The sequence below is a fragment of the Vibrio harveyi genome (assembly GCF_030060435.1).
Classification (GTDB): domain Bacteria; phylum Pseudomonadota; class Gammaproteobacteria; order Enterobacterales; family Vibrionaceae; genus Vibrio; species Vibrio harveyi.
In genome coordinates this window covers 2,094,460-2,106,536 of the sequence record NZ_CP125875.1, presented here as the reverse complement: position 1 = coordinate 2,106,536, position 12,077 = coordinate 2,094,460, and the positions used below count along the sequence as shown (strand labels likewise).

Below are 12,077 nucleotides of genomic sequence, written 5' to 3'. Positions count from 1 at the left end.
ACTATCATGAATTAATATTTTTAATGCATGGTGCGTTATGGCTAACCAACAGTTACTGCTTAGAAACCTTCATACCTTCAGTATCGCAGCGAAGCACCTCAGCTTTACGCAGGCAGCGAAAGAGTTGCACCTCACTCAAGGCGCTGTGAGTCATCGCATCAAAGTGCTAGAGCAGGAGCTTGGTTTTTCTCTGTTTGTGCGAGGTACGCGGAAGTTAGATTTGACCGCAGAAGGGTACCGATTCCAAAAGACATTATCATCGTCACTGAGCACCATCTTTAATGAAATTGAAGAAATAAAATCAACGGATTTAGTTGGTGAACTGAATATCGCTGCATCTCCGGGATTCTTAAATGGATGGTTGATGCCACGTATTGCGGATTTTAAACGTCTTTATCCGGGATTTAACCTCAACCTGTTTGCACAGGAAAACCAATTAGATTTAGTGACTAATCACATTGATGCTGCGATTTTTTATGATACGGAGCATTTGGTTGATGTGTATCGCCAAAGACTGTTTGGTGAAAAGTACATCCCGGTCTGTACACCTGAGTACATGAAAGAACAGAATATTTTAGAGGATGGGATGGCATCACTTCATCGTATCAACTTTATCCATGCATTGGGTTCGGATGTATGGCAACGATGGATTGCCCATGTGGGACTTGATGTTGATATCTTTGAGCATTTTTATTGTGTTAGCCATCGAGATATGGCGGTGCTCGCGGCGAGAAATAGTGTTGGTGTGGCGATGGGGCGGTATCGATTCGTCAAAGATCTACTGGATAAAGGAGAATTGGTTAGCCCTTATCCGACAATGGATACGAACTTGGGGTACGATTTAATTTGTCCATCTGGCTATGAACATCGACCTAAAGTGAAAACCTTTATTTCATGGATAGAAAGTCATATACCCAAGTAACCTCAAAATGCTTGGTTCAGCGAGAATGACTTGGTTTGAAGGCAAGGCAACAATTTGAAGATCTAGTGGTTCTAAATCAAAAGTTGTTAACGGAGCATACGAACCAAGGCAACTCGCCCTTTGGGAGCGTGTCACTGAAACAATTTCATCGTCAAACAACTTGGAAAGAGCTTGCTTATTACGCTTCGTTGTTTTCCTTGAACTTGAATCAGTGACAGCGCTCTGAATCCAGCACCTTGAAGTCACTTGGGTATAGTTGATTTCGCAATGAATTAGTCGAAAAGGTAATTTCGTATCCTTATAACTCTGAATCATAATCATGCTCAAAGATAAAGGAATAAGGCATAAGGTTCAGGATGATCAAATTAGCGTTAGCAGCGGCGGTATTATTGCAAATCGGTGTAGCTGTCAGCAGTGAGGGGTTAATGCGTTCATTGGCTGAGTTAACAGCCTTTCTGGTTGCGATAGCTTTAGTGTTGGTACACAAAAGTCAAAGCACGCGAAAAGTCGAGCTAACCCAGCCTCAGAAAATCGAACAAGGTTTAGCTGAGAAGTAACCAGCCTAGAGACGTAGTAGAAATCAGTACCCACAATGTGACGCCAAACAGTAATGGCTTTGCGCCTGCTGATTTGAGTTTTGAGACTGAAATACTGCAACCAATCAAGAACAAACAAACCACAAGAGCTTGCTTAGCAATGGCAAAGATGCCTTGATATACCACTTCAAATTGTGGGAAAAAATCGCTGAATGCAATTGCAGCACAGTACCAGAAAATGAAGTAAGGAATCACTAACTTACTTTTGCCTTCCTCTCCATTACCTCGAGAAAAGATCACAGCACTGATCAGTGCGACAGGGATAATCCACAATGCTCGGGCGAGTTTCAATGTTGTTGCTGTCGTAAGTGCTTCTTCGCCGTAAGCAGACGCGGCACCCACAACTGAAGAGGTGTCGTGAATCGCAATCGCCGCCCATGTTCCGAACGTATGCTGATCCAAGCCTATTGCGTGACCAATCACTGGGAAGATAAATAGCGCTAATGAGTTCAGAACGAAAACCGTTGCAAGTGCAAGACCGATTTGTTCATCCTTCGCTTTAATCGCTGGAGCGACAGCGGCAATTGCACTGCCACCGCAAATTGCAGTGCCAGAAGCGATTAGGTAAGCGGTCGTTCGTTCTAACTTAATCATCTTCGCGATCGTCATACCGATCACAAGCGTACCAAGAATGGTGGCGATGATAAGACCAATGCCGTCAGAAGTGACTGCTAGAGCCTGCTCAAAGTGAATACCGAAGCCTAAGCCAATGATTGAATAGGAAAGCAACTTCTTGGTAAAAGAGGCAATAGGAAGTTCTGTCGGTACTAGGCTAAAACTCGCCAATAGAAAACCGATCACAAGCGCAATAGGAGAGGACACGAAAGGGGTTAAACAAAACAGCAGTGCCAATCCAAAGGGGATATTCTTTGTATTCAAGGGTGTCGTTCGTTGTTATGAGTTAAAGCGTGGAGTATACAGTAACGCTTTTGGTCAGAAAGTCTTAATGAATTGAACATGCGTTCAGTTAAACTAAACGCATGTTCAAGAATATGAAAGTGCTGCTCTGAGTTTAACGCCAGTCGCCTCGAAGTGCTCTTACTTTTTCAAACATAACTTGCGCGCTGGCTTGTTTTGGATCGACGGGTGTTCCTGCTTCGATTTCTAATTTAGACCAGAAACGGGTTGGTAACCCCTTACATGCGCGACCTTTTGCACGGCTGAAATAGCTGCCCCACAAACCTTTCAGTGCCATTGGTATAACAGGGACAGGGCTGCGGCGAAGGATGATATCGATACCACGCATAAACTCGTTCATCTCACCATCTGACGTTAAACGTCCCTCTGGGAAAATACACACAATATGACCCTCACTCAGTGCTTTCTCAACATCATTAAATGCGCGGCGAATCGATGTTCGATTGCTAGCCGAGATGGGGATCACGCCTGCTCGGCGAAGGAATCGTCGCAAAGGAGGAAGGTTCGCATAGTCTTCTTCCATCACAAATCGAATGAGACGAGGACAAACGGCACTTAATAGCAGTGAGTCCATATAGCTGACATGATTGCAGACGATCAATGCCCCGCCGTGTTCTGGTAGGTGGTGTAAGTTCTTGTGCTTCACTCGGTAAATGGTATGAGTGACCACCCACATCGCAAAGCGCACCACAAAGATAGGAATCTGCAAAAAAATGTACGTTGCAACGAGGAAGTTAAGCACCGCCAGAAGAGCAAACAATTGAGGAATGCTCATTTCAAGTACGCTTAGACAAACAATGCCTAATACAGCGCTGCCTACCATGAATAGAGAGTTAAAGATGTTTAAGCCTGCAATGACCTGCGCTCGTTCCGTTTCTTTAGCTCGGTGTTGCATCAAGGCATAAAGGGGGACGATAAAGAGACCGCCGGATACACCTATCATTAATAAGTAGAAGAACAAGGACCAGAATGCATCGTAGCTAACAAACTCAGCGAAAGTATGGAAGCGAGGCAGATCGGTCGGAATCGATGTTGCCATCAAGAAACCGAAGATTGTGATACCCAGAGCACCAATCGGCACGATGCCGACTTCAATACGATGATTTGAGAGCCAATTACACGCCATGGAGCCAACCGCAATGCCCACAGAGAATAGCGCTAGAAGGAAAGAAACCGAGCTTTCGGTACCGTTCAAATACACCTTGGTGAAGTTTGGAAATTGAGTCAGATAAGCCGCACCTAGGAACCAAAACCAGCTGATTGCCATGATGCATTGGAAGACAATACGATCAGACTTAGCAATCGCGAGTGTGTGCTTGGTCTGTTTATATGGTTGCCATTTGAATTGAATGTCCGGTGCGCTGGCTGATGCAAACGGAATAAAGCGACTAGATAGGTAGCCCAAAACAGCAAAGATGACAACGCAGAAAGCAGCAAGATATTTGGCACTCTCTGCTGAGGCAATGATACCGGCACCGAGAGTACCGACCAGAATTGCGATAAACGTACCAGCTTCGACTAATGCGTTGCCAGGGACGAGTTCTCTTTCATTAAGTTGCTGAGGAAGTAGGGCATATTTGACTGGTCCAAAGAACGCCGATTGGGTGCCCATCAAAAACAGCAATAAGAGCAGGACGCCATAGCTTTCGGTGATAAAACCAATTGCGCCTAATAGCATGATGCCGATCTCGAACAACTTTACCTTTCGAATAAACCATGACTTCTCGTACTTATCCGCGAGCACCCCAGCTGATGCAGAGAATAAGAAGAATGGAAGAATAAACAAGCCTGCCGCTAAGTTAATGAAAAGGTTGCTAGAAATTGGTAACGCGCTTGACCCAGCAAAAGCCACAAACAGCAGCAGTACGTTCTTAAATATGTTGTCGTTGAAAGCACCAAAAAACTGGGTAATAAAGTAGGGGAGGAACTTTCGCTGCCTAAGCAAAGACGACTGGCTGTCTGATGACATGAACAATCCTTTATTACCAGCTGATCAGGTAGTTTGAAATCAGGTTATCGATAAGCTCTTTACCATCAATAGGTTCGCTTGAGAAAAATTTGTCATCGACACTCAGAAGTGTAATGCCGTGAACACCTGACCATAATACTCGACTCGCTTGTAATACTTCAGATTCAGTACGATGGGGAGCGATTTGTGCCAATAAGGATTCCAACATTCCTGTCATACCATCGATGCGCTTCGCGTGCCACTCTGGAAGCTCAGCACCATTCATGTTGTGCTCAAATACCAGTTGCCAGCGGTAAGGGTGTTTTTGCGCAAAGTCATGGTAGCAGTATGCCAGTTCAAAAAGTGCTTGATGAGCATCCTTACTGTTTTTGGTCGCGGTTACTGCTTCTTGTTGCAACTCATCCAATGTCTGTGCAACGGCATGTAAAAGCAGTAGGTTATAGTTGCCAAAGATATTAACGAGAGTACTTGGCACGTAACCTATCATATTAGCGATCTTGCGAAGGCTCAGGTCGTGGTAAGAGTTTTCGTCTAAAAAGTCTTTGACTGTGGTAAGAGTCAAATTGACTAACTCTTCTCTAGTGTGATCGTTTCTGCGCGCCATAATTTAAAACTACTTATTGAACAACGTTCAATATGATAGTCAGCTACTGATTGACCGTCAATAACGCAAACAAGTCAGAAACCTGTGGGTTGGCAATATTCTGATACATGTCTTCTATTACGGATTGTTTCATTGTTGAATCCGACGGAGTATGATGGACACATCTCATATTTAGCGTGCTACTGATATTAGATGCTCGTTCATTTCACTATCATGCAGCGCGATTAAGTACATATCGTCAATTTTAAGGATAACGATGAAACGTTTATTTTCGATTGTCGCCCTACTGATGTTTACTGTTGCTGTAACGCCTATCGCGGAAGCGAAAAAGTTCGGTGGTGGTAAGTCTTTCGGTAAGAGTTATAAAACAGCCCCTGCTCCTAAACAGCAGCAACAAAACACAAACACCATTGGTAAAGAACAAGGTGCTAAATCATCAAGCAAAAAAGGTTTGATGGGCGGCTTACTTGGTGGTCTTCTTGCTGGTGGTTTGTTAGCAGCATTCTTTGGTGGTGCATTCGAAGGTATCCAATTTATGGATATCCTAATCATCGGTTTGATTGCATTTGTTATCTTCAAATTGATGCGCGGCATGCTTGGCGCTAAACAGGGCAGTATGAATCAGCATCGTCAACAGCCAGCATTTGGCGGTAATGCTTCTAAGTTCGAGCAACCAAACATGCAGAATTTTGAGCAACAGCCAAATACAAACGCTGGTGGTTTTGGCGGTTTCGGTGCTCAAACTGACATCCCACATAACTACCCACCGGGTTTTGACCAAGCTGCATTTATCAATGGCTCTCGTGAGCACTACCGCATCTTGCAAGGCGCATGGAACCATAACCAACTTCACACGATTGAAGAGTATGTTTCACCAAGCCTATTTGAAGATTTGAAAGCAGAACGTGCGAAGCTAGATGGCGAGCAACACACCGATGTGATGTATGTAGATGCTGAAATCGTTCGCGCTGACTACGATGCAAGTAAAGCACAGCTTAGTCTGCAGTTCAGTGGTCGCTACCGTGATGCAGCAGAAGGCATTGAAGAAGATATCGAAGATATCTGGCACCTAGAGCGCGACCTAACGGTACCAAACGCACCTTGGTTGATTGTCGGTATTCAAGGTTAATCACCAGCAGCGTTCAATTTAGTCTTAGTAAAATCCCGCTTTCGAGCGGGATTTTTTATGTCTGGAAATCAGAAAATTGAAACCTATCGATATAATTTCGAGTGGTTAAAGTCGAGCAAATAGGATCCTTACAAAGGAAACGATGAGTCACACATAGGGAATGGTGAAGATAGAGCTAATGAGATGATCTATGGCTTGATTCCATTGGCCTAAAATAAACCAACTGACACTTTGATTCCCTCTCAAGCAGAGCTAGTTAAAAGTATCTAGGTGTCGTACTACTTAACGAAAGATCACTAAAAATCGCGCTATGAGTGAGACTAGATTTAGCCAGATAGTGGGGTAGTCATTGAAAATTGATAGGTATAGAACGAAAAAAGCCAGCTCAATGAGCTGGCTTTTTCAATATGGTGGAGGGGGACGGATTCGAACCATCGAAGGCAGTGCCGGCAGATTTACAGTCTGCTCCCTTTGGCCACTCGGGAACCCCTCCAGGGTGTTTTTCATACTACAAAGAGTATGCTTGAAAATTAGTTTCCCAACCTAGCTTCCAAGTTGTTCTCATGTTTAAAGGAAAAACATAAGAAAGAATATGGTGGAGGGGGACGGATTCGAACCATCGAAGGCAGTGCCGGCAGATTTACAGTCTGCTCCCTTTGGCCACTCGGGAACCCCTCCAGGGTATTTTCATACTACAAAGAGCATGCTTGAAAATTAGTTTCCCAACCTAGCTTCCAAGTTGTTCTTATGTTCAAAGGAAAAACATAAGAAAGAATATGGTGGAGGGGGACGGATTCGAACCATCGAAGGCAGTGCCGGCAGATTTACAGTCTGCTCCCTTTGGCCACTCGGGAACCCCTCCAGGGTGTTTTCATACTACAAAGAGCATGCTTGAAAATTAGTTTCCCAACCTAGCTTCCAAGTTGTTCTCATGTTCAAAGGAAAAACATAAGAAAGAATATGGTGGAGGGGGACGGATTCGAACCATCGAAGGCAGTGCCGGCAGATTTACAGTCTGCTCCCTTTGGCCACTCGGGAACCCCTCCAGGGTGTTTTTCATACTACAAAGAGCATGCTTGAAAATTAGTTTCCCAACCTAGCTTCCAAGTTGTTCTTATGTTCAAAGGAAAAACATAAGAAAGAATATGGTGGAGGGGGACGGATTCGAACCATCGAAGGCAGTGCCGGCAGATTTACAGTCTGCTCCCTTTGGCCACTCGGGAACCCCTCCAGGGTGTTTTCATACTACAAAGAGCATGCTTGAAAATTAGTTTCCCAACCTAGCTTCCAAGTTGTTCTCATGTTCAAAGGAAAAACATAAGAAAGAATATGGTGGAGGGGGACGGATTCGAACCATCGAAGGCAGTGCCGGCAGATTTACAGTCTGCTCCCTTTGGCCACTCGGGAACCCCTCCAGGGTATTTTTATACTTAAGAATGTTTTCCCAACACATCTCTCAAGTGCGGAGCGCATCATAGCAAACTCGCTCAAGCTGTAAAGCGTTTTTCTTACGTTTTTAAGTTGAATGCTGCCTTTTTGGGCAAAGATGGTAGAAAGTCAGCGTTTTGTATGTCGTTTATACAAAAGAGAAACTGACTTTTTACTTGAATTTACACTACTTGACGTTAGGCGTCGTATCAACTGATAAACTGTAATCAGTTTAATGACATAAGTTTATCTGTTTAGTAGTCAAAATTATGAGTATGAGAGCCACTTTATCCGTTCTAACGCTTTCTATTTTAATGGCATCACCTGCGGCTTTTGCTGCAAAACGTGGTCCATCGACGGTTACGGTCGTAACTGAGCAAGTAGAGACGCATCAAATCAACCAATCTCTATCATTGATTGGTAAGCTAGAAGCTGCCCAATCAGTGATTGTTGCTTCTGAAGTTGCTGGCAAGGTAAAAGATATCCCCGTAAAAGCCAATCAAAACGTTCAACAAGATCAGTTGCTCATTCTACTAAATGATGACAAAGCGCAAGCAGCATTAGTAGAAGCAAAAGCTTACCTAAAAGATGAACAGCGTAAGTTAAAAGAGTTTCAGCGTTTGGTGAAACGTAATGCCATTACTCAAACGGAAATTGATGCGCAAAAAGCAAGCGTAGAGATTGCGGAAGCGCGTCTAGATGCAGCAAAAGCTAACCTAGCGGATCTAAATATCAGTGCACCTTTTGCCGGTACGGTTGGTTTTATCGATTTTAGTCGAGGAAAAATGGTCAGTGCAGGCTCTGAGTTGCTGACGTTAGATGACTTGTCCGTAATGGAACTGGATCTGCAAGTACCTGAGCGTTACCTATCCATGTTATCTGTTGGTATGGAGGTTCACGCGACGACCAGCGCTTGGAGCGGTGTTGATTTTGTCGGTAAAGTTACAGGCATCGATACTCGTATCAGTGCAGAAACGTTGAACTTACGTATTCGTATCGAATTCGACAACCCAGAAAACCATCTGAAGCCAGGCATGCTTATGAATGCGTCTTTGGCATTCCCTGCGATTGAAGCACCAATTATCCCAGTTCAAGCGCTGGAATATTCCGGAACGAAGCGTTTTGTGTACGTTATTGATGAAGACAACAAAGCGAAGCGTCAAGAAGTGTTCTTGGGAGCACGTGTCGATAATGAAGTGGTGATTGAATCTGGTGTAGAGATTGGCGACAAGATCGTCGTGCAAGGTATTGTGAACATGCGCGATGGCGTCGAAGTGAAAGAAATCGTCGCACCAGGAAAAGCGAAAACTGCGAATGCAACCAGTGAGCAGGGCGCGCAAGACGAAGCGGCTAAGGAAGCAAATTAATGTTACTTTCTGACGTTTCCGTAAAACGCCCTGTTGCGGCGCTGGTATTAAGCATGCTGCTATGTGTATTCGGCTTTGTGTCGTTTACCAAACTTGCAGTGCGTGAAATGCCAGATATCGAAAGTCCAGTTGTATCGATCAGCACTCGTTATGAAGGCGCTTCTGCAACCATCATTGAAAGCCAAATTACTTCGGTACTGGAAGATCAACTTTCGGGCATCAGTGGAATTGATGAAATTAGCTCCACTACGCGTAACAGCATGTCGCGTATCACCATCACTTTTGAATTGGGTTATGACCTTAATACTGGCGTAAGTGATGTTCGTGATGCGGTAGCTCGAGCACAGCGTTCGTTGCCAGATGAAGCTGATGATCCTGTTGTTTACAAAAACAATGGTTCTGGTGAAGCTTCTCTCTATATTAACCTCAGCTCATCAGAGATGGACCGCACACAATTGACGGATTATGCCGAACGTGTGCTTATGGACCGTTTCAGTTTGATCTCGGGTGTTAGTTCTATCGATCTGTCTGGTGGTTTGTACAAAGTGATGTACGTGAAACTCAAACCAGATCTGATGGCAGGACGTTCGGTTACTGCCTCTGATATTACAGCAGCGCTTCGTAGTGAAAACTTAGAAAGTCCGGGTGGTGAAGTTCGAAACGATTCGACAGTGATGTCAGTGCGAACTGCCCGTACATACAACACGCCAGAAGATTTCCAATACCTTGTGGTGAAACGTGCAAGTGACAACACGCCTATTTACCTAAAAGACGTGGCTGATGTGTTCATCGGTGCAGAAAACGAAAACTCGACCTTTAAGAGTGATGGTGTCGTGAACATCAGTTTGGGGGTGGTGCCTCAATCAGATGCGAACCCTTTAGAAGTTGCGCAGGCTGTGCGTTCTGAAGTGGATAAAATCCAGAAGTTTTTGCCAGATGGGACTCGTCTAGCTATTGATTATGATGCCACTGTCTTTATCGAACGTTCGATCGATGAGGTCTACAGTACACTCTTTATTACGGGTGGTCTGGTAATTCTGGTTTTGTACATCTTTATCGGTCAGGCACGAGCAACGTTGATTCCTGCGGTGACGGTACCAGTGTCACTGATTTCATCATTCATCGCTGCCTACTATTTTGGTTTCTCTATTAACCTCATTACCTTGATGGCGTTGATCCTGTCTATTGGTCTGGTTGTGGACGATGCAATCGTAGTAGTAGAGAACATCTTCCACCATATTGAACGTGGTGAATCACCATTATTGGCGGCTTACAAAGGTACGCGTGAAGTAGGTTTTGCTGTTATCGCCACAACGTTAGTTCTTGTGATGGTATTCCTGCCGATCTCCTTTATGGATGGCATGGTCGGTTTGCTGTTTACTGAATTCTCAGTTTTGTTGGCAATGTCGGTGATCTTCTCGTCCTTAATTGCTTTGACGCTTACTCCTGTTTTAGGCAGTCAAATTCTAAAAGCGAACGTGAAACCAAACCGATTTAATCAAGCCGTTGATAAGCTGTTTGCGAAATTGGAAGCAGGTTATCGTACAGCGCTGCGCGGTGCGTTGAAAGTTCGTTGGGCTGCACCTTTGGTTATTATCGCGTGTATGGGTGGCAGTTACTTCTTGATGAATCAAGTGCCTGCACAGTTAACTCCGCAAGAGGACCGAGGCGTGATCTTTGCCTTTGTTCGTGGTGCAGATGCAACTTCCTATAACCGCATGTCAGCGAACATGGACATTGTAGAAGATCGCTTAATGCCGTTACTAGGGCAAGGATTCTTGAAATCGTTCAGTATCCAAACTCCAGCATTCGGTGGTCAAGCGGGTGACCAAACGGGTTTCGTTATCATGATTCTGGAAGACTGGAACGAACGTGATGTCACTGCTCAAGATGCGTTGAATCAAGTTCGCAAATCACTGGCAGGTATTCCTGACGTTCGTGTCTTCCCATTCATGCCGGGTTTCCGTGGTGGATCGAGCGAACCAGTGCAGTTTGTCTTGGGCGGATCGGACTACGATGAGCTATTAGTCTGGGCAGAAATGCTCAAGAACAAAGCTGAAGAATCACCAATGATGGAAGGCGCTGAAATCGATTATTCAGAGAAAACGCCAGAGCTATTGGTGTCTGTCGACAAACGCCGCGCGGCTGAACTTGGCGTAAGTGTTCAAGACATTTCTGAAACTCTGGAAATCATGCTTGGTGGTAAAAGTGAAACGACTTATGTTGACCGTGGTGAAGAATATGATGTTTACCTTCGAGGTGATGAAAATAGCTTCAATAACGCGGCTGACTTAAGCCAGATTTACTTGCGCACTACCAGCGGTGAGCTAGTGACTTTAGATACGGTGACTAAGGTAGAAGAAGTGGCTGCATCGATTCGTTTGTCTCACTATAACAAACAGAAATCCATCACCATTACTGCCAATTTATCAGAAGGCTACACTTTAGGTGAGGCGCTTGACTTCTTAGACCAAGAAGCGATTGATAACCTGCCGGGTGATATTTCAGTGAGCTATTCTGGTGAGTCAAAGGACTTCAAAGAGAACCAAGCCAGTGTTGCAGTTGTATTTGCCTTGGCATTGTTAGTTGCATATCTCGTATTGGCGGCGCAGTTCGAAAGCTTCGTCAACCCTCTAGTGGTAATGTTCACTGTGCCGATGGGGGTCTTTGGTGGCTTCCTTGGTTTGGTAGTGATGAGCCAAGGGATGAACATCTACAGTCAGATCGGCATGATCATGTTGATCGGTATGGTAACTAAGAACGGTATCTTGATCGTTGAGTTTGCTAATCAGTTACGTGACCGTGGCATTGAATTTGAAAAAGCGATTACTGATGCGGCAGCTCGTCGTCTACGTCCGATCATGATGACTGCATTCACAACACTTGCCGGTGCGATTCCTTTGATCATGTCGACAGGCGCGGGTTATGAAAGCCGTGTGGCTGTCGGTACGGTTATCTTCTTCGGTATGGGCTTTGCGACATTAGTGACACTGTTTGTTATCCCTGCGATGTACCGATTGATCTCTGCGAAGACACGTTCACCTGGTCATGTAGAGGCTGAGTTGAACAAAGCGCTAAGCCACGACACAAAAGGACGTATTGCTCATCCATAAGGTGTTACCGCTAAGACGTTGAATATAAAAG

General features: G+C 44.7%; 8 protein-coding genes and 6 tRNA genes. 5 read left to right on the top strand and 9 right to left on the bottom strand.

The window, feature by feature from the left end; translation table 11 throughout:
• Window positions 1–37 precede the first annotated feature (37 nt).
• The gene (locus tag QMY49_RS10030; protein ID WP_005446602.1) at window positions 38–922 is read left to right on the top strand and encodes a LysR substrate-binding domain-containing protein; all 885 of its coding nucleotides are present in this window, start codon (window positions 38–40) and stop codon (window positions 920–922) included.
• 356 nt (window positions 923–1,278) lie between these two features.
• Complete coding sequence (locus QMY49_RS10025; protein WP_045490397.1) at window positions 1,279–1,479, top strand: hypothetical protein; 201 nt, start codon at window positions 1,279–1,281, stop codon at window positions 1,477–1,479.
• Here the strand turns inward: QMY49_RS10025 and QMY49_RS10020 are convergent.
• From QMY49_RS10020 to QMY49_RS10010, 3 genes are all read right to left on the bottom strand, one after another.
• Window positions 1,465–2,397, bottom strand: a complete 933-nt coding sequence (locus QMY49_RS10020; RefSeq protein ID WP_102970157.1) for a YeiH family protein — start codon at window positions 2,395–2,397, stop codon at window positions 1,465–1,467. The genes QMY49_RS10025 and QMY49_RS10020 overlap by 15 nt on opposite strands.
• A 133-nt stretch (window positions 2,398–2,530) precedes the next feature.
• Window positions 2,531–4,405, bottom strand: a complete 1,875-nt coding sequence (locus QMY49_RS10015) for an MFS transporter (protein WP_005446607.1) — start codon at window positions 4,403–4,405, stop codon at window positions 2,531–2,533.
• Window positions 4,406–4,418: 13 nt separating this feature from the next.
• The gene (locus QMY49_RS10010) at window positions 4,419–5,009 is read right to left on the bottom strand and encodes a TetR/AcrR family transcriptional regulator (RefSeq protein ID WP_005446609.1); all 591 of its coding nucleotides are present in this window, start codon (window positions 5,007–5,009) and stop codon (window positions 4,419–4,421) included.
• A 256-nt stretch (window positions 5,010–5,265) separates the two neighbouring features.
• Between QMY49_RS10010 and QMY49_RS10005 the strand changes: the two genes are divergently transcribed.
• A complete protein-coding gene (locus tag QMY49_RS10005; RefSeq protein WP_005446611.1) occupies window positions 5,266–6,138 on the top strand; it encodes a Tim44 domain-containing protein in 873 nt (290 codons plus the stop codon).
• A 408-nt stretch (window positions 6,139–6,546) separates the two neighbouring features.
• Here the strand turns inward: QMY49_RS10005 and QMY49_RS10000 are convergent.
• The 6 genes from QMY49_RS10000 to QMY49_RS09975 form a co-directional block, all read right to left on the bottom strand.
• Window positions 6,547–6,631: transfer RNA gene (locus tag QMY49_RS10000), tRNA-Tyr, on the bottom strand.
• A 100-nt stretch (window positions 6,632–6,731) separates the two neighbouring features.
• Window positions 6,732–6,816: transfer RNA gene (locus tag QMY49_RS09995), tRNA-Tyr, on the bottom strand.
• Between the two features lie 99 nt (window positions 6,817–6,915).
• Window positions 6,916–7,000 (bottom strand) — tRNA-Tyr (locus QMY49_RS09990).
• Between the two features lie 99 nt (window positions 7,001–7,099).
• Window positions 7,100–7,184 (bottom strand) — tRNA-Tyr (locus QMY49_RS09985).
• Window positions 7,185–7,284: 100 nt separating this feature from the next.
• Window positions 7,285–7,369: transfer RNA gene (locus tag QMY49_RS09980), tRNA-Tyr, on the bottom strand.
• A 99-nt stretch (window positions 7,370–7,468) separates the two neighbouring features.
• Window positions 7,469–7,553, bottom strand: a tRNA-Tyr gene (locus tag QMY49_RS09975).
• A 282-nt stretch (window positions 7,554–7,835) separates the two neighbouring features.
• Between QMY49_RS09975 and QMY49_RS09970 the strand changes: the two genes are divergently transcribed.
• Window positions 7,836–8,933 (top strand): efflux RND transporter periplasmic adaptor subunit, encoded by a 1,098-nt coding sequence (locus QMY49_RS09970; protein ID WP_114321998.1) that lies wholly within the window; start codon window positions 7,836–7,838, stop codon window positions 8,931–8,933.
• Entirely contained in the window at window positions 8,933–12,046 is a 3,114-nt protein-coding gene (gene vmeF / locus QMY49_RS09965; RefSeq protein ID WP_029789978.1) for a multidrug efflux RND transporter permease subunit VmeF, read from the top strand. Before QMY49_RS09970 ends, vmeF begins: the two co-directional genes overlap by 1 nt.
• Window positions 12,047–12,077 lie beyond the last annotated feature (31 nt).

Coding starts and splice junctions, on each gene's coding strand:
- QMY49_RS10010 (WP_005446609.1), bottom strand. CDS start 5,009: ATGGCGCGCAGAAACGATCACACTAGAGAAGAGTTAGTCAATTTGACT.
- QMY49_RS09970 (WP_114321998.1), top strand. CDS start 7,836: ATGAGTATGAGAGCCACTTTATCCGTTCTAACGCTTTCTATTTTAATG.
- QMY49_RS10015 (WP_005446607.1), bottom strand. CDS start 4,405: ATGTCATCAGACAGCCAGTCGTCTTTGCTTAGGCAGCGAAAGTTCCTC.
- QMY49_RS10005 (WP_005446611.1), top strand. CDS start 5,266: ATGAAACGTTTATTTTCGATTGTCGCCCTACTGATGTTTACTGTTGCT.
- QMY49_RS10025 (WP_045490397.1), top strand. CDS start 1,279: ATGATCAAATTAGCGTTAGCAGCGGCGGTATTATTGCAAATCGGTGTA.
- QMY49_RS10030 (WP_005446602.1), top strand. CDS start 38: ATGGCTAACCAACAGTTACTGCTTAGAAACCTTCATACCTTCAGTATC.
- vmeF (WP_029789978.1), top strand. CDS start 8,933: ATGTTACTTTCTGACGTTTCCGTAAAACGCCCTGTTGCGGCGCTGGTA.